The organism is Morococcus cerebrosus (assembly GCF_022749515.1).
GTDB lineage: Bacteria > Pseudomonadota > Gammaproteobacteria > Burkholderiales > Neisseriaceae > Neisseria > Neisseria cerebrosa.
The window spans coordinates 1,452,900-1,470,581 of record NZ_CP094242.1 but is presented as its reverse complement, the minus strand read 5'-3'; the positions used below and the strand labels follow the sequence as shown (position 1 = coordinate 1,470,581).

Here is a 17,682-nt window from a genome sequence, read left to right as displayed (position 1 = left end):
GGTTGTAAACGTAGCTGAATGACTGCTAAGGCAGGATAACCGTTTTCAGACGACCCCGGTCGTCATGAAAGTAACAAGGACAAGGTATGAGCAAACGCTGGCGCAGGCTGACGGACAACGAAATCAAAATGGCAAAGCTGATTTTTGCCGACAGCATTGATTACGCCCGCGTCAAAATCTATCAAGGCATTCCTTGCCTGCCGACCATGCAGGTTGCCGTTTCGCCCAACGGGAACATCTATTTCCCGCGCAATAACTGTCCTGACGACTTCGCCCTCGCTTCCAAGTCCCATCAAATATGGATGATTCATGAATTGACCCATGTTTGGCAGTACCAGCAAGGATTTAAAACCTGGTTGGGCGGATTGTTTTTGTTCGTCAGCGGAGGCTACCGCCGCCGCCGTGCCTATCTCTATCCCAATCTGTCTGATATTTATCATTTCGGTATGCTGAATATGGAGCAGCAGGCGGATTTATTGGCGCATTATTACGCGTCGTGTTATCTAAAAGGCAACATATACAACGCCCAAAATCAAACCTTTCAAAAGATTTTAAAGTCGTTTATCGACGACCCGTGCCAAAAAGAATGGCTGCCTCAATGCAGGTTTTATCGAAAAAACAAACGGACTTGAAGGCTTTTGCTGTCTGAAAGATGGTGAAAACATATGCTTTCAGACAGACAAGTCCGTTATAATAGGCAAATTAACTATCATAACCACATCAAAGGTAAATCATGCCTTGGAACATACCGATTTTTCTGACTTGGATGCGCGTTTTGCTGATTCCGGTCTTTACTTTGCTGTTTTTCCTGCCAAAAGGGTGGGTTGCACCGGAAACCGTCAATTGGACTGCCGCTATCATTTTCGCACTCGCAGCCGTAACCGATTGGTTTGACGGATTTTTAGCAAGGCTTTGGAAGCAAACCTCCGATTTCGGCGCATTCCTCGATCCCGTTGCGGATAAATTGATGGTAGCGACCGCATTATTGCTGCTGATCAGCCTTGGTCGTACTTATGTTATCTTCGCCATTATCATCATCGGCAGGGAAATCACCATTTCCGCTTTGAGGGAATGGATGGCGCAAATGGGCAGACGCAGCAGCGTTGCCGTTGCCACCATCGGCAAATTTAAAACCGCCGCACAAATGGTTGCCATATTTTTATTGCTCTTAGCCTCCAATCAATTTGACAATATTTTTTACCTGACAGGTAACATATTGATGTTTATCGCATCTGTATTAACCCTCTGGTCAATGTTCTATTATCTGAAAATAGCGTGGCAGGAAATCAAATAAAAAATAAAACAAACCCCTTGACGACAAGTTTCAAATCCATAATAATTGCGTCTTCTTCAGAAACAGCAGCAAAAACAGACATTCGGCGGGAATAGCTCAGTTGGTAGAGCGCAACCTTGCCAAGGTTGAGGTCGCGAGTTCGAGACTCGTTTCCCGCTCCAAACGAATCCTGTCTTATTTGCTATAAAGTTTCTCCGATGCGGGAATAGCTCAGTTGGTAGAGCGCAACCTTGCCAAGGTTGAGGTCGCGAGTTCGAGACTCGTTTCCCGCTCCACAGTTTAATTTTCAGATGTGTCCCATGCGGGAATAGCTCAGTTGGTAGAGCGCAACCTTGCCAAGGTTGAGGTCGCGAGTTCGAGACTCGTTTCCCGCTCCATCCTTCAGGCACATTTAGATATGCGGGAATAGCTCAGTTGGTAGAGCGCAACCTTGCCAAGGTTGAGGTCGCGAGTTCGAGACTCGTTTCCCGCTCCAGTTTAAATACTACCTGGTAGTTTGTTTGGCGAGATAGCAAAGTGGTTATGCAGCGGATTGCAAATCCGTCTACGCCGGTTCGATTCCGACTCTCGCCTCCACTCATTTCATGGCGGGGTGGCAGAGTGTTTATGCTATAAGGGGTGCAACCCTTATATAGGCCGGTTCAAATCCGCGCCCCCGCCTCCAAATTTTAATATAAAACAGTCTGCGCCCGGGTGGTGAAATAGGTAGACACAACGGACTTAAAATCCGTCGGCCCTAAACCGGCCGTGCCGGTTCGATTCCGGCTCCGGGCACCAAAACCGCTTTTAGAGCGGTTATTTTTTTATCTATTTTAATGTAATGCCCAAAACCAAAGCTAAGGTAGAAAAGGTTTTTAGTTGTTTTAAGTATATATGATTTGTTTAATTCCATATGCTATCGTCTGATTGAATCAATACTTTCAGAGGCTATAATCGGGGTATCCGAAAATACCTTGCATTCAAATGCCAGGGAAATTTCTATCGGCAGAATTAAAGTTGGTTCATAAAAAGAAGTTATGGAGATTCAAAGCCCTGCTTAGAACAGCTTGGCGAATGCTGCGATGTATTAAGGCATTTTTGATGATGCAATACTGATAAGGCTGTGTAGAAAATACCCCTATAATTCTGTTGGCTGGATTAGTTAAAGCTGTTTGATATGGTTAGGAACCTAATGTCCTATGAAAGCCGTTATGCTGTGAACTATGTAATTTAATTAGTTGTTTAAGAGGTCGTCTGAAAAGTGGTTTTCAGACGACCTTTGTTCATTTCCCGACAACTTTTAAATCAGTTCCAAATCCGGGCCGGCGTTTTGGGCGCGGCGGCTGCGCAGTTGGATGTCCAAACGCAGGTCGTGGGCGGAATCAGCGTTTTTAATAGCGTCTTGGAAACTGATGTCGCCGCGTTCGTACAGCTCGTAGAGCGCTTGGTCGAAGGTTTGCATGCCCATGGCGGTAGATTTTTTCATCATTTCTTTAATGCCGTGGATTTCGCCTTTTTGAATCATCTCGGAAATAATCGGCGAATTGAGCAGGATTTCCACTGCGGCTACGCGCCCCTTGCCGCCTTCACGGGGAATCAGGCGTTGCGAGATGAAGGCTTGCAGGTTGAGCGACAAGTCGGTCAAAAGCTGGGTGCGGCGCTCTTCGGGGAAGAAGTTGATGATGCGGTCGAGCGCTTGGTTGGAGTTGTTGGCGTGCAGTGTGGCGAGACAGAGGTGGCCTGTTTCGGCGAACGCCAAGGCGTAGTCCATGGTTTCGCGGTCGCGAATCTCGCCGATGAGGATGACATCCGGCGCCTGACGCAGGGTGTTTTTCAGCGCGGCAAACCAGTTTTCGGTATCCACGCCGACTTCGCGCTGGGTAATGATGCTTTTTTTGTGTTGATGGACGAACTCAATCGGGTCTTCGATGGTGATGATGTGGTCTTGGCAATTTTCATTGCGGTGGTCAACCATCGCAGCGAGCGAGGTCGATTTGCCCGAGCCGGTACCGCCGACGAAAATCACGAGGCCGCGTTTTTTCATCACCACGTCTTTCAAGACGGGCGGCAGATTGAGGCTATCAAAATTCGGGATTTTGCTGGTAATGGAGCGGAACACCAACGCCGTCGCGCCGCGCTGCACCATCGCATTGACACGGAAGCGGCTGGTATCGGGCAGGCTGATGGCGAAGTTGCATTCGTTGGTGGAGGAAAACTCTTCGATTTGTTTGGTGGACATAATCGAAAAAGCGATTTCCATACATTTTTCGGAGGTCAGCGGCTCGTCGGTAATCGGTGTGATTTTGCCGTCCACTTTCATAGCGGGCGGGAAATTGGTCGTGATAAAGAGGTCGGAGCCTTTGTATTTGTTCATATGGCGCAGCCAAGTGAACAATTCGTCTTTTGCGCTGGGGGGATTGGTCATCATGATATTGGATAATTTCGGTGGTTATTTTATTAAAATGGATTATATCAAATAAATCATGATACATAAAAATGGCAAGATTACCGTATCGAATAATAGGACAGGCGGGCAATATGGCGGATTCAATACGGGTATGGAATGCCGCCGCTGCTGTTATAATACCGCCCACAATTTTATGGAAAGGTAAAAAATGTCTGTACAAACAGTAGCGGTCATCGGCGCGATGGAGCAGGAAATCGAGCTTTTGCGCGAAGCAATGGATAATGCCAAAAGCGTGTCTTTCGGTAAGTTTACCGCTTACGAAGGCGAAATGGCGGGCAAGCGCATGGTGTTGGTATTGAGCGGCATCGGCAAGGTCAACGCCGCGGTTTCAACGGCTTGGGTTATCCATCAATTCGCGCCTGACTGCGTCATCAATACCGGCAGCGCGGGTGGCTTGGGCAAAGGTTTGAAAGTCGGCGACGTAGTGGTCGGCACGGAAATCGCGCACCACGATGTCGATGTAACGGCATTCGGTTATGTTTGGGGACAAGTGCCGCAACTGCCCGCCGTATTCGTTTCAGACGACCTCTTAGTCGGCAAGGCGAAACAGGCAGCGGAAGTGTTTGAAGGTGCGGCGGTAGAGCAAGGCTTGATTGTCAGCGGCGACCGCTTTGTTCACAGCAGCGAAGGCGTGGCGGAAATCCGCAGCCATTTCCCCGAAGTCAAAGCAGTGGAAATGGAAGCTGCGGCGATTGCACAAGCCTGCCACCAGTTGAACACGCCTTTCGTCGTGATCCGCGCCATGTCCGACTCGGCGGACGAAAAAGCGGACATCAGCTTTGAAGAGTTTTTGAAAACGGCGGCGGCAAGCTCGGCGAAAATGGTGGAAAAGATTGTCGCGTCGCTGTAAAACACGCATAAAATCATGCGGAAACAGTAAATTTCCGCTAGAATGTCAGGCTATTTCACTTTACCTGAAGGTCGTCTGAACGGTCTATTTGATTTTCAGACGACCTTTTCAGAATCACTGTTTATCTTTCAAAATAACAATATGAAAAATATCCGAAATTTCTCCATCATTGCCCACATCGACCACGGCAAATCGACGCTTGCCGACCGCTTCATCCAATACTGCGGCGGCTTGGATTTGCGCGAAATGAGTACGCAGGTACTCGATTCCATGGACATCGAAAAAGAGCGCGGCATCACCATCAAAGCGCAAACCGCCGCGCTCAACTACAAAGCACGCGACGGGCAGGTGTATCAACTCAACCTGATTGACACGCCGGGACACGTCGACTTCTCTTACGAAGTCTCCCGCTCCTTGTCCGCCTGCGAAGGCGCACTTTTGGTCGTTGACGCATCGCAAGGCGTGGAAGCGCAAACCGTGGCGAACTGCTATACCGCGATTGATTTGGGCGTGGAAGTCGTGCCTGTCTTGAACAAAATCGACCTGCCCGCCGCCGACCCCGAGCGCGTGGAACAGGAAATCGAAGACATCATCGGCATCGATGCCGTCGGTGCGGTGCAATGTTCCGCCAAAAGCGGCATCGGCGTGGAAGACGTTTTGGAAGAAATCGTTGCCAAAATCCCCGCGCCAACCGGCGACGAAAACGCGCCGCTGCAAGCCGTTATCGTTGATTCGTGGTTTGACAACTACGTCGGCGTGGTCATGTTGATCCGTGTGAAAAACGGCACCATCAAGCTGAAAGACAAAGTGCGCTTTATGAGCACCAAAGCGGAAACGCAGGTCGAGCAACTGGGCGTATTCACACCGAAATCGGTTCAAAAACAAGAACTCAAAGCCGGCGAAGTGGGCTTTTTAATTACCGGCGTGAAAGAATTGGGACAGGCAAAAGTCGGCGATACGGTTACTTTGGTTGCCAACCCCGCTTCTGAGCCGCTGCCCGGTTTCCAAGAGGTACAAAGCCAAGTATTCGCAGGCCTCTACCCCGTAGAAAGCCACGATTACGAAGCCTTACGCGACGCTTTGGAAAAATTGCAGCTTAACGATGCTTCGCTGAAATTCGAACCTGAAGTTTCTCAAGCATTGGGCTTCGGCTTCCGTTGCGGCTTCTTGGGTCTGCTGCACTTGGAAATCGTGCAGGAACGCTTGGAGCGCGAGTTCGATATGGATTTGATTACCACCGCGCCGACGGTGGTTTACGAAGTCGTGTTGAAAAGCGGCGAGAAAATCGAAGTCGAAAATCCGTCCAAACTGCCCGAAATCGGTAGTATCGAAACCATTCTCGAGCCGATTATTACCGCGACCATCCTCGTGCCGCAGGAATACGTCGGCAACGTCATGACTTTGTGTAACCAAAAGCGCGGCGTGCAAGTCAATATGCAGTACATGGGCCGTCAAGTCATGCTGACTTACGATTTGCCCATGAACGAAGTCGTGATGGACTTTTTCGACAAACTCAAATCCACTTCGCGCGGCTATGCCTCGCTGGACTACCATTTCAAAGAATTCCAACCGTCTGATTTGATTAAGCTCGACATCATGGTCAACGGCGAAAAAGTCGATGCCCTGAGCCTGATTGTGCACCGTCAAAGCGCGGTTCACCGAGGCCGCGAGCTGGCAACAAAAATGCGCGAGCTGATTCCGCGCCAAATGTTCGACATCGCCGTCCAAGCCGCCATCGGCAGCCAGATTATCGCCCGCGAAAACGTCAAAGCCCTGCGTAAAAACGTCTTGGCGAAATGTTACGGCGGCGATATTACCCGTAAGAAAAAACTTCTCGAAAAACAAAAAGCAGGCAAACGCCGCATGAAACAAGTGGGCAACGTGGAAATCCCGCAAAGCGCGTTCTTGGCGATTCTGCAAGTGAGCGACAAATAATGAGCACAAATTTAATCTACGGCGCGATTGCCGCCATCGTTATCGGCATTTTCCTTTATTTCATAAGCAGCAAAGAACGTCAGGAAAACGGAGAATGGAGCTCCGGCCTGCAATGGGCGTATCTTTTGTGCATGATCGGCGTTTTCGGCATCCTGTCTTTTTACATGAGCTTTACCGCCGTATTGCTGATATTTGTCGTATTCACCGGCATCGTTTGGGTAATCCACAAAGGTCGTCTGAAAAAAGACCAGTCGCATCAGGACAAAGCCCACTTTACCGACTACATGAGCGGCTTTTTTCCGATCATTCTCGTCGTCTTCATCCTACGCACCTTTATTGCCGAGCCTTTCCAAATCCCGTCAAGCTCCATGCGTCCCGGCTTGGTTAAAGGCGACTTCATCCTCGTGAACAAATTTGCCTACGGCATCAGAACCCCGATTATCAACAACGTCCTGATTCCGACCGGACAAATCGAGCGCGGCGACGTCGTCGTGTTCAATTACCCCGTCCAGCCTGAAATGAACTACATCAAGCGCATCGTCGGACTGCCAGGCGATACCGTCGAATACCGCGACAAAGTCCTGACCGTCAACGGACAAGTAGCCCCCGACCAACCGAACGGCACCTACTCCTACCCTGATGATACCGAGCCGTCCGCGATTCACAACCCCGAACTTTTTCAGACGACCCTCAACGGCAAAACCTTCAACATCCTGAAAGAGCCGGGACAGCCCACCATCTCGATCCCCGCGCTCGACAAATACCGTATGGAAATCATGCCTGAAAACGGTTATTCCGTAGAGCAAAGCGGTTTGGAACACTGTCAATACGCCGAAGACGGCAGCGGCTTTACCTGCAAAGTGCCCGAAGGCCGTTACTTCGCTATGGGAGACAACCGCGACAACAGCGCCGACTCCCGCTACTGGGGCTTTGTGGACGACAAACTTATCGTCGGAAAAGCCTTCTTCGTGTGGATGAACTTCGGCGATTACAGCCGTATCGGCAGCAGTATCCACTAAGTTGCCCGTTTCATTTCGATAAAGCCAAAGGTCGTCTGAAAATCAGTTTTCAGACGACCTTTGGCTTTTCGGCGGAATAAATTGAAAGAGACCTTTGCAAAATTCCTTTTCCCCCGACAACCGAAACCCCAAACACAGGTTTTCGGCTGTTTTCGGCTGTTTCCGCCCCCAATCACTCCTTAATTCTACCCAAATACCCCCTTAATCCTCCCCGGATACCCGATAATCAGGCATCCGGGCCGCCTTTTAGGCTGCAACAGGCACACTTAGCCTGTTGGCCGCTTTCAACAGGTTCAAACACATCGCCTTCAGATGGCTTTGCGCACTCACTTTGAGCAGACCAAAATAGGCTGCCCGGGCGTAGCGGAATTTACGGTGCAGCGTACCGAAGCTTTGTTCGACCACATAACGGGTCTTCGACAAATATCGGTTGCGTTTGGTTTGCGCTTCCGTCAGCGGACGGTTGCGGCAGGCTTTGCGCATAATGCCGTCTAACAACTGATGCTCTTTCAGATGTTGCCGGTTTTCCTTGCTGTCGTAGCCTTTGTCGGCATAGACGGTCGTACCTTCGGCAATGCCTTCCAACAAAGGGGACAGATGGTTGCACTCATGGGTATTGGCAGGAGTGATGTGCAGTTTCTCGATATAGCCTTCCTCATCGGTACGGGTATGTTGTTTGTAACCGAGTTTGTAGAGGCCGTTTTTCTTTGTCCAACGGGCATCTTTGTCCTTACTCGGTGTGGTTTGGCCGCTGACTTGTCCTTCCTCGTCGACTTCTATGGCCTGACGCTGTTTGCTGCCGGCAGTCTGAATAATGGTGGCGTCAATGACGGCGGCGGATGCTTTCTCTACTTTTAGGTTTTTTTCGGCCAGTTGGCAGTTAATCAGTTCCAGCAATTCGGACAGGGTGTCGTCTTGCGCCAGCCAGTTACGGTAGCGGCATAAGGTGCTGTAATCGGGGATGCTCAGTTCGTCAAAACGGCAAAACAGGTTGAAATCGATGCGGGTGATGAGGCTGTGTTCGAGTTCGGGATCGGAGAGGCTGTGCCATTGTCCGAGCAGGACGGCTTTGAACATGGACAACAGGGGATAGGCGGGACGGCCGCGGTGGTCTCTAAGGTAACGGGTTCTTTGACGGTTCAGGTATTGTTCGATCGGTTGCCAATCAATCACCTGATCCAACTTCAATAATGGGAAGCGGTCGATGTGTTTGGCAATCATGGCTTGTGCGGTTTGCTGGAAGAAGGTGCTCATGGGAAATCCCCTAAATGTCTTGATGGGAATTTAGGGGATTTTGGGGAATTTTGCAAAGGTCTCTGAAAGCAGATTTCCATCATTGCCAATTTATAGTTATCTATGCGGGAAGCGGCTTTATTTTGAAACCCAGCCGGTATGTTAAATTTCTGAAGCGTACTGATTTTCCTCAGGAGAAACTGGAGGAGAAATAAGATATTGCACCTACTTATTATTCTTTCGGATTCGCGTTACCATGCACAATCCTTTTCATCACTTTAAATCCTCATGCCAATCCGTTGCGGAGTAAGTTCATGAATATCCGTTCCGACTCTTATGCAGCACCATTTCTCATCTTCGGCTGCGTCTTATTCGGGCTGGGAAGCCTGATCGTCAGATTCGTCCCCGTAGGCCCGTATGCAGTTGCATTTTGGCGGTTGCTGATTGCGGCGGGCGTGTTTTGGCTGCTCTGCCGTTTTTTCGGGCAAAAGCTGCCTAAAAGCAGAAGGGCGGTCAAATATGCCATGTTGTCCGGCATATTTCTGGCGTTTGATTTGTCATTGTGGCATGAAAGCGTATATGCGGTTGGACCCGGGATTTCCACATTGCTCAACAGCTTGCAGATATTTTTTCTGTCCGCCATCGGATTTTTCTTTTTTCAAGAACGCTTGAACAGCCTGCAAGTTTTGAGCCTGATATTGGCAGTTGGCGGGATTGTCCTAATCGGCAGTCCCGAGTTCAACCACAATGCCCACGCCTTATGGGGCTTTGTCAGCGGAATCGCGTCGGGCGGGCTTTTGGCATTGTCTATGGTGTTCGTCCGCAAAACGCATGAAGTTGAAAGGGTAGCGCTTTTCCCAATGATGATGGTTTTGAGTTTCGGCGGCGCGTTGTCCCTGATTGTTCCCGCGCTGATTTTCGACAGTAACGCCCTATATCCGACGCAATGGCGCGATATAGGCTTGGTCTTGATATACGGCGTGGTCATGCAATGTTTGGCGTGGGGGATGATTGCCTATGCAATTCCGCTGCTTTCCCTGTCTTTAACCGGTTTGCTGCTGCTTTCTGAACCTGTTGCCGCTTTACTGATTGATTATTTTTGGTTGGACAAGCCGATTAACACTTTACAGTGGTTTGGTGTTGCTCTGACTTTGTCGGCGATTTATCTTGGTTCTTTAAAACAAAAAAACACAAATTAAGCCGTATTGGGAAATAAAAGGTCGTCTGAAAACCGTTTCCAGACGACCTTTTATTTCAATATTATTGATAGGTGTGATGCCGAAAAAGATTTGCGTTTCTATATATAAACGGATGTCAGAACAATCGTGCCTTTACTTCCATTTTCTTTAATAGCATAATGAATAAAAATTATTATCAGAATATAGATGGTAAAACAGAGTTGCGGATCTAGATAGGCTGTGGTGTGTCCATTCCTATGTTTGGCGTAGCTCAAACCCATCTTAGAAGGATTCTGTTAAACAGCCGGGCTGAAGTCCGCGCTACCTAACCAGGAGATTGGAAAATGGAACTGAAAAGACGTGATTTCTTAAAAATGACCGCCGCGCTGGCAGCGGCAGGCGTTTCACCCTCGCTGTTGGCGGCGGGGAAAGAGCAATTTACCATTTACGGCGCGCCGGCGTTGCCCAGCGTCACCATTGCCGTAGCGGCGTTGCAAGGCAAGCTGGCGAAGCAGGCGGATGTGTCGCTCAAGGTTTGGCGTTCGCCCGACCAGCTTCGCGCGGGCGTGGCGAGCGGGCAATTTAAAGTGATGATGAGTCCGAGCAATGTCGGCGTAAACCTGCGCAACCAAGGGCAGAAAGTCGGTATGGTGAATATTTTGACCAACGGCATCACGCAGTTGATCTGCAAAGGCAGCGCGATTGCCTCGCCGCAGGATTTGGTCGGCAAAAAAATCCTCGTGCCGTTTAAAAACGACATGCCCGACATCGTGCTGCAAGCCTTGTTGAAAAAACTGAAAATCGACGCGCACAAAGTCGGCATCACTTACACCACCACGCCGCCGGAAGCGGTGGGACTGTTTTTGAGCAAGGACTACCACGCCGCCATCCTGCCCGAACCGATGGCGAGCGCGGGTATGCTCAAAGGCAAAACCATGGGCGTGAACGTCGTGCGCGGCTTTGACTTAGTGAAAGCATGGGGGCAGGCGTTTGACACCAAACCGCTGATTCCGATGGCAGGCATCATCGCCAACGAAGAATATTTCCACGCGCACAAGGCGCAGTTCGACATCTTCCATCAGGATTTGAAAAACGCGCTCAACTGGATACTTGCCAACCGCCAAAGCGCCGCGAAAATCGGCAAAAACTACCTCCCCGCCCCCGAACCCGCCCTAGTCATGGGCTTGGACGGCGCGCGGCTGACGGTAACCAAAGGCAGCGAAGTGAAGAACGAGATTTTGAAGTTTTACGAAATCCTGATGCAGTTCAACCCGAAACTTTTGGGCGGCAAGCTGCCGGATAACGGGTTTTTCTTGGCTTAAAGGGAGGAGAGGTTGTCTGAAAAGGGGGAGGTTGTATTGGGGAATCCAATATACCCTTTTCAGACGACCTATTAGTAGCGTAGGTTGGATTCTTGAATCCGACATTTCGGCTAAATGGGGGCTGTCGGATACGAGTATCCGACCTACTTTTTTCAGACGGCCTATTCAGATAACAGTCAGAACAGTATATAAATAGCCGTCATTCCCGCGCAGGCGGGAATCCAGTCTCTGATATTGCAGGAATGTTTTAAAATTGCAGCAACGTCAAACTTCTGGATTCCAGCTTGCGTGGGAATGACGGCGGGTGGTGCCGTGAGTTGTGTTGCCAAAACTAGCAAAACCGTCGGACTGTCTAAAATGTTGGGTCATGACCCAACTTACGTTTGCTACAATTTTTGTAAATAACCCTCGGATTTTCTGATTATGATCTAACCTATAAAACTTTAACTTTTACAGCAGATAATAAGGAATAGTTGATGAAATATTTTACCGTAAGAAAAGTATATGCCGCCTTCTGCCTGTTGCCGTTTTTAATCGCTTGCAGTCCGCCACAAAAAAACGATGCACAGGCTGTATTTGATCAAAAAGAGAGTCGTTATCCCTATCCGCATCATGATACGGTCGGCAATTTTGGGGGAATCCCTATCCGTTTTTCGTCATACATTACCCCCGGCCCCGTTGTCAGTTACGAAGACACGCCGAGTGGTTTGTCGAAGGAATGGGAAACCTATGATCCGCCGCCTCGAACCTTAGAATCCCCCCTGACCGGATTTTTAGTTATATGGAACCTGAAAACGGATGAGATTTATGATGTACGCAACCAGACGGCGTACGATTACTACGACAGTGCGAAAAAGCCGGAAAACCCTTGGGTGGAGTTCAGCTATCATGCGGATAAAACACCTTGGCCGTCGAATTTTTTGACCAAGCGGCTGGAAAGGAATTTGGATAAAGATAATATTCCTCCATATACATACCGCAGCACAGGCAAGACAGTGTATGGCTTGGAAGAATACGAACCGTTGGCAGAACATTCATTGGGAGGTTCTGATAACCTGTTTATCGGTAGAGATAAGAATGGAAATGTAATTACCTACATTTCCTGTTTTAACAATAATAAAAATGAATCAATTAACCCGCCATGTACACATGACTTTTTCTGGAAAGACAGTCTATATATTAACTTCCGTGCCTCATACAGCAAATTTTATTTGAAAGACTGGCGGGAAATGGAAAAGCAGTCAAAAAAAATATTGGAAGAGTTTGAAGATAATGCCAAGCATCCTGAAAGAAAAATTTGATTAACTTTGCCACAGAAAGGAAATAAAAATGCCGCAATCGATTAATTTGCAGGATATAAAACGCTATCAGGATATGATAGACAGAAACCATGTACAGGGAGCCATCCGTGTTTATGAAGAACTTTTATCCAAAGGTTACGACTATGCAGGTTGGGCAAAAGGTGTCGCCAAAGGCGATACCGTAACTGGCGAAGCTGCTATTCTGTTTATGACGGAAACCTCGGGGCGAAAATTCAGTGAAGGCAAGCTGAATGAAATCCGTATCGATATGGCCCGAGGCTATCTCGACGCATTAGCCGTTCAAATGGAGCAAACGGGGCAAACCGATACCGATGTTAAATTTGAGGGAATCCGAGAATTTCATAGGAAAGTATTTATCAAACACGATTTGAGCATTGAAAATTGGACGCTTGAAGAACCTATGCGCCTGCTGGCCAAATACGGGCACGGTAAAGAGACACAGGAAAGAGTATGGCAGGATCTTGCCAAGACTCAGGGAGACGGGCCGGATGCAGTGGCGGCGAGTGCCTCGCTATACCTGACCGTTGCCGATTTTGCTGACGGTTCGATCGAAGTTGATAAAAATGGCAAATATCAGCCACAACCTAAATCCATTACTCCATATAATGTGCCTGTTCACGGGTATGCGGCAGGCGCCCGACGTGTTGATGCAGAAGATCAAAAGCGGGCATTGGGCTGGCTGAAACATGCGGCACAATGGCGTTCGCTTTCCAAAACGTTTGCAGATGCCCAAGACGCTGTCGAACAAAAGGAGTGGTTGGCAATGAGCACCTCTTTAGAGCAAGGAATTTACGCAGGAATGGACAGTCAGGATACGGGGAAAAACAGTATCGAAGTTGCGGAATCAAACTGCCCCCAATCTGCGGAAGAAAGGTTCAAGTATATCGTTAACGGATTGCTGAACGATACAGACGGTTCGTTTGCCAAACAGTTGTTGGCAGAGAATCCAGGCAGCAGTGAAATATATGAGAAAGGAGTGGCTGCATACAGAGAAGAAGTCCGTCAGGCGGAACTGGCTTCAGTACAACAGCAGGAAATGGTGCAGCAGGAACGCTCCCGAGGAATCAGTTTGTCTTAAAAATATCGGATAGGTCGCCTGAGAAGTAGGTAAGCATTTTTTCAGACGACCTACCGTTCCCAGACCATCCCCACCAACCAACACTCAAACCATGATTAAAACCGACAAAATCCGCAAACCGCAGCCTGCGGTGTTTTACATCATCGACTACCTTTGGAGCGGCTTTGCCGGTCTGAGTGTGGCGATGGTGGTGGTAGCGTTGTGGGCGTGGGGCAGTGCCGTGTTCGGTGAGTTTATGCTGCCTGCGCCGGTGGAGGTGTTTCAAAAGTCTTTGGATTTATTGAAACATTTTCAGGAAAACGAAATCGGGATTTCGCTGTGGCGGTCGGTGGTGGGTATTTCGGTTGCGCTGGCGGCGGGATTGGCGGCGGGGCTGGTGGCGGGCAGTTTTAAGACGGCGATGGCGTTGCTCAAGCCTGTGATTACGGTTTTGTTGGCGATGCCGCCGATTATTTGGGTGGTGATGGCTCTGTTTTGGTTCGGTTTCGGCAATCCGAGCGTGTTGTTTACCATCATTGTGTTGGTTGTGCCGCTGACGTTTGCGAGTGCGGCGGTCGGGATGGCGAGTGTGAACAAGCAGCATGAGGAATTGTTTGACGCTTATAAATTAGGCCGTCTGAAAAAAATCCGCTATCTGTATATCCCGCATCTGACGGGCTATGTGATTTCCAGCATCGGCGTGGCGGTGGCGATGGGGGTGAAGGTGGTGATTATGGCGGAACTCTTGGGCGCGAGCGAAGGCGTGGGCGCGCGGATTGCGGACGCGAGGGCGATGCTGGAGACTTCGACGGTGATGGCTTATGTGGTGCTGGTTATCGTGTTTGTGTCGCTGTTTGAATACCTGATTACCAAGCCTTTGGAAATTTTGTTTATGCCGTGGAGGAGATGATGCTCTGTCTTGAAAACGTGCGTTTTGAAATTCTCCGCGACCCCATCGTGCGCGATTTCAGTTTGAACCTGCAACATGGCGAAGTGAAAGCCTTGTTCGGGCCGAGCGGCTGCGGCAAGACGACGGTTTTGCGGCTGATTGCGGGCTTGGAAACGCCGAAATCGGGCACGATACGCAATACTTTCCGTAAAACGGGTTTTCTGTTTCAGGAAAACCGCCTGCCGGAAAACCTGACCGCGATGCAGAATATCGCGATTTTTATGGACAAACCCGATGAAGGCGAAATCGTCGCGCTGGCGGCGAAAGTCGGGCTGACTGCGGGCGATTTGAACAAATATCCGACCGAATTGTCCGGCGGCATGGCGAAACGGGTGGCGTTTTTGCGCCTGCTGTTGTGCGGCTGCGACCTTGCCTTGCTGGACGAGCCGTTTGTCGGGTTGGACCGCGATTTGCGCGATATTTTGGTTGCCATGCTGGTGGAAAAAATCGAGCGGCAGGGCATGGCGTGTATGCTGGTAACGCACGACCGCTTCGAAGCCGCACGCCTGAGCCATGAAATCATGCTGCTTTCCACTAAGGGCATGAACGTGCAAAACGTGATTACCCTGCCTACGCCGCTGTCCGAACGCGATTCGGCTTTTGAAGAAGCCGTGGTGGCAAGAGAGTTTCAGGGGATTCATTATTATGAGTGATAGGAATTTAAATTTCTGACAAACCTTGCGGTTCGTTGCCCTCTCCCTAACCCTCTCCCACGGGGAAAGGGGATCAGGTTTCTCAAAATCAGAGAGCCGTAGAATTGGGAATCAGATGTCAGGTAAACCTGAAAATGTTCAGGCTCGACAGCCCAATTCCCTCTCCCCGTGGGAGATGGCTAGGGAGAGGGTAAGCAAGCCGCAGGCTTGCCTCTTTAGCGAAAGATACGAATCTGTTATCCGAACGCGATTCGGTTTTTGAAAAAGCCGTGGTGCCAAGGAGGCAGGGGATTCATTATGAGGTGCTTTATGTTTTCGACTGTGATTACTGCTGCTGTTTTATATATTGCTACAGCAGTAGATTTGTTGGTAATACTATTAATATTTTTTGCTAGAGCAAATACTAGAAAAGAATATCGAGATATTTATATCGGACAATATTTAGGTTCTGTAATTTTAATATTAGTTAGTTTATTTCTAGCTTTTGTTTTGCATTATGTTCCGGAAAAATGGGTGTTGGGTTTATTAGGTTTAATACCGATTTACTTAGGTATTAAAGTTGCTATTTACGACGATTGTGAGGGCGAAAAAAGAGCTAAAAAAGAATTGGATGAAAAAGGGTTGTCAAAATTAGTCGGTATTGTTGCTTTGGTTACAGTTGCTAGTTGTGGTGCAGATAATATTGGACTTTTTGTTCCTTACTTTGTGACTTTAGATCTTGTCGACTTATTAGTTACTCTTCTTGTATTTTTAATATTGATTTTTGTTTTAGTATATACAGCACAAAGATTGGCTAATATTTCAGGTGTTGGTGAAATTGTAGAGAAGTTTAGTCGTTGGATAATGGCTGTTATTTATATTGGTTTAGGGTTATTTATTATTATTGAAAATCATACAATTCAAACAATAATATCAATAATATCAATAATATGAATGATACGGGCATTTGAGTATCTAACAAACCTTGCGGTTCGTTACCCTCTCCCTAACCCTCTCCCACGGGGAGAGGGAATCAAGTTGCTGAAAATCAAAGAGTGCAGGATTGGGAATTAGATGGCAGGTAAACCTGAAAATGTTCAGGCTCGACAGCCCAATTCCCTCTCCCCGTGGGAGAAGGCTAGGGAGAGGGCAAGCAAGCCGCAGGCTTGCCTCTTTGGCAAAAGATACGGTCCTGTCCGCCCAATAAATCCGTATCCGAAAGCATCTTCATGCAGAATTAAGCCAAGCCATGAATAAATTTTTCACCCACCCCATGCGGCCGTTTTTTGTCGGCGCGGCGGTGCTTGCCATACTCGGCGCGTTGGTGTTTTTCATCAGCCCCGGCGCCATCGTCCTGCACCGCCAAATCTTCTTGGAACTCATGCTGCCTGCGGCATACGGCGGTTTTCTGACTGCCGCCATGCTCGAATGGACGGGCTATAAAGGTCGTCTGAAACCCGTTGCCACCGTCTTGGCGGCGCTGTTGCTCGCTGCATCCGTCCTGCTGCCGTTTGCGCCGCAAACCGCTTCGTTTTTCGTTGCCGCCTATTGGCTGGTGTTGCTGCTGTTCTGCGCTTGGCTGATTTGGCTCGACCGCAATACTGACAACTTCGCCTTGTTGATGTTGCTTGCCGCGTTCACCGTTTTTCAGACAGCCTATGCCGTTAGCGGCGATTTGAACCTGTTGCGCGCGCAAGTGCATCTGAACATGGCGGCGGTCATGTTCGTATCCGTCCGCGTCAGCGTCCTTTTGGGCGCGGAAGCCCTCAAAGAATGCCGTCTGAAAGACCCCGTATTCATCCCCAACGTCGTCTATAAAAACATCGCCATCACCTTCCTGCTGCTGCACGCCGCCGCCGAACTTTGGCTGCCTGCGCAAACCGCCGGCTTTACCGCGCTTGCCGTCGGCTTCATCCTGCTCGCCAAACTGCGTGAGCTTCACCATCACGAACTCCTGCGTAAACACTACGTCCGCACCTATTACCTGCTCCAACTCTTTGCCGCCGCAGGTTATTTGTGGGCAGGCGCGGCGAAACTGCAAAACCTGCCCGCCTCCGCGCCCCTGCACCTGATTACCCTCGGCGGCATGATGGGCGGCGTGATGATGGTGTGGCTGACCGCCGGACTGTGGCACAGCGGTTTTACCAAACTCGACTACCCCAAACTCTGCCGCATCGCCGTCCCCATCCTCTTCGCCGCCGCCGTCTCGCGCGCTGTTTTAATGAACGTGAATCCGATATTCTTCATCATCGTCCCCGCGATTCTGACCGCCGCCGTGTTCGTGCTTTATCTGTTGACGTTCGTACCAATCTTTCGGGCGAATGCGTTTACGGACGATCCGGAATGAGTGTTTCTGCTTCATTCCCCATTCAATCGCAAGCCCTGTATCGCCTTAAGTCAAAAGGTTGTCTGAAAATCTCCAATATGGGTTTTCAGACGACCTTT

Annotated in this window: 15 protein-coding genes and 7 tRNA genes; 20 read left to right on the top strand and 2 right to left on the bottom strand. The window is 49.2% G+C overall.

Annotation, left to right across the window (positions count from 1 at the left end; all coding sequences use genetic code 11):
- Positions 1–86 precede the first annotated feature (86 nt).
- The 9 genes from MON37_RS06880 to MON37_RS06840 all read left to right on the top strand — a co-directional run bounded on the left by MON37_RS06880 (position 87) and on the right by MON37_RS06840 (position 2,071).
- Positions 87–632, top strand: coding sequence for a hypothetical protein (locus tag MON37_RS06880; protein WP_039408517.1), 546 nt, complete (start codon positions 87–89; stop codon positions 630–632).
- Positions 633–733: 101 nt separating this feature from the next.
- The gene (gene pgsA / locus MON37_RS06875; RefSeq protein WP_039408513.1) at positions 734–1,294 is read left to right on the top strand and encodes a CDP-diacylglycerol--glycerol-3-phosphate 3-phosphatidyltransferase; all 561 of its coding nucleotides are present in this window, start codon (positions 734–736) and stop codon (positions 1,292–1,294) included.
- Positions 1,295–1,379: 85 nt separating this feature from the next.
- Positions 1,380–1,455 (top strand) — tRNA-Gly (locus MON37_RS06870).
- 38 nt (positions 1,456–1,493) lie between these two features.
- Positions 1,494–1,569: transfer RNA gene (locus MON37_RS06865), tRNA-Gly, on the top strand.
- Positions 1,570–1,595: 26 nt separating this feature from the next.
- Positions 1,596–1,671, top strand: a tRNA-Gly gene (locus MON37_RS06860).
- Positions 1,672–1,693: 22 nt separating this feature from the next.
- Positions 1,694–1,769, top strand: a tRNA-Gly gene (locus MON37_RS06855).
- A gap of 27 nt (positions 1,770–1,796) precedes the next feature.
- Positions 1,797–1,870 (top strand) — tRNA-Cys (locus tag MON37_RS06850).
- A gap of 10 nt (positions 1,871–1,880) precedes the next feature.
- Positions 1,881–1,958, top strand: a tRNA-Cys gene (locus MON37_RS06845).
- A gap of 23 nt (positions 1,959–1,981) precedes the next feature.
- A tRNA-Leu gene (locus MON37_RS06840) sits at positions 1,982–2,071 on the top strand.
- Between the two features lie 502 nt (positions 2,072–2,573).
- Here the strand turns inward: MON37_RS06840 and MON37_RS06835 are convergent.
- On the bottom strand, positions 2,574–3,701 hold the full coding sequence (locus tag MON37_RS06835; protein WP_003742946.1) for a PilT/PilU family type 4a pilus ATPase: 1,128 nt from the start codon (positions 3,699–3,701) through the stop codon (positions 2,574–2,576).
- Positions 3,702–3,888: 187 nt separating this feature from the next.
- Here MON37_RS06835 and MON37_RS06830 point away from each other — a divergent pair, with 187 nt between their 5' ends.
- The 3 genes from MON37_RS06830 (at position 3,889) to lepB (ending at position 7,544) form a co-directional block, all read left to right on the top strand.
- Positions 3,889–4,590, top strand: coding sequence for a 5'-methylthioadenosine/adenosylhomocysteine nucleosidase (locus MON37_RS06830; protein WP_039408510.1), 702 nt, complete (start codon positions 3,889–3,891; stop codon positions 4,588–4,590).
- A gap of 141 nt (positions 4,591–4,731) precedes the next feature.
- Positions 4,732–6,525 carry a translation elongation factor 4 gene (gene lepA, locus MON37_RS06825; RefSeq protein WP_039408507.1) on the top strand — a complete coding sequence of 598 codons (1,794 nt, stop codon included), beginning with the start codon at positions 4,732–4,734 and terminating at the stop codon, positions 6,523–6,525.
- Complete coding sequence (gene lepB / locus MON37_RS06820) at positions 6,525–7,544, top strand: signal peptidase I (protein WP_039408505.1); 1,020 nt, start codon at positions 6,525–6,527, stop codon at positions 7,542–7,544. The genes lepA and lepB overlap by 1 nt, the downstream gene beginning before the upstream one ends.
- A 246-nt stretch (positions 7,545–7,790) precedes the next feature.
- On the opposite strand, the gene MON37_RS06815 is transcribed toward lepB, so the two are convergent.
- Entirely contained in the window at positions 7,791–8,798 is a 1,008-nt protein-coding gene (locus MON37_RS06815) for an IS5 family transposase (protein WP_242883562.1), read from the bottom strand.
- Positions 8,799–9,091: 293 nt separating this feature from the next.
- Between MON37_RS06815 and MON37_RS06810 the strand changes: the two genes are divergently transcribed.
- From MON37_RS06810 to MON37_RS06775, 8 genes are all read left to right on the top strand, one after another.
- Entirely contained in the window at positions 9,092–9,976 is an 885-nt protein-coding gene (locus MON37_RS06810) for a DMT family transporter (RefSeq protein WP_039409484.1), read from the top strand.
- 323 nt (positions 9,977–10,299) lie between these two features.
- Positions 10,300–11,277, top strand: coding sequence for an ABC transporter substrate-binding protein (locus MON37_RS06805; RefSeq protein ID WP_039409486.1), 978 nt, complete (start codon positions 10,300–10,302; stop codon positions 11,275–11,277).
- 476 nt (positions 11,278–11,753) lie between these two features.
- Complete coding sequence (locus tag MON37_RS06800) at positions 11,754–12,578, top strand: hypothetical protein (RefSeq protein WP_039409488.1); 825 nt, start codon at positions 11,754–11,756, stop codon at positions 12,576–12,578.
- 28 nt (positions 12,579–12,606) lie between these two features.
- Positions 12,607–13,677, top strand: coding sequence for a hypothetical protein (locus MON37_RS06795; protein WP_039409490.1), 1,071 nt, complete (start codon positions 12,607–12,609; stop codon positions 13,675–13,677).
- A gap of 91 nt (positions 13,678–13,768) precedes the next feature.
- Positions 13,769–14,566, top strand: coding sequence for an ABC transporter permease (locus MON37_RS06790; protein ID WP_039409492.1), 798 nt, complete (start codon positions 13,769–13,771; stop codon positions 14,564–14,566).
- Complete coding sequence (locus MON37_RS06785) at positions 14,566–15,258, top strand: ATP-binding cassette domain-containing protein (RefSeq protein WP_209283357.1); 693 nt, start codon at positions 14,566–14,568, stop codon at positions 15,256–15,258. Before MON37_RS06790 ends, MON37_RS06785 begins: the two co-directional genes overlap by 1 nt.
- 309 nt (positions 15,259–15,567) lie before the next feature.
- Complete coding sequence (locus tag MON37_RS06780; RefSeq protein WP_039409496.1) at positions 15,568–16,191, top strand: CadD family cadmium resistance transporter; 624 nt, start codon at positions 15,568–15,570, stop codon at positions 16,189–16,191.
- Between the two features lie 295 nt (positions 16,192–16,486).
- Entirely contained in the window at positions 16,487–17,584 is a 1,098-nt protein-coding gene (locus MON37_RS06775; RefSeq protein WP_039409499.1) for an NnrS family protein, read from the top strand.
- Positions 17,585–17,682 lie beyond the last annotated feature (98 nt).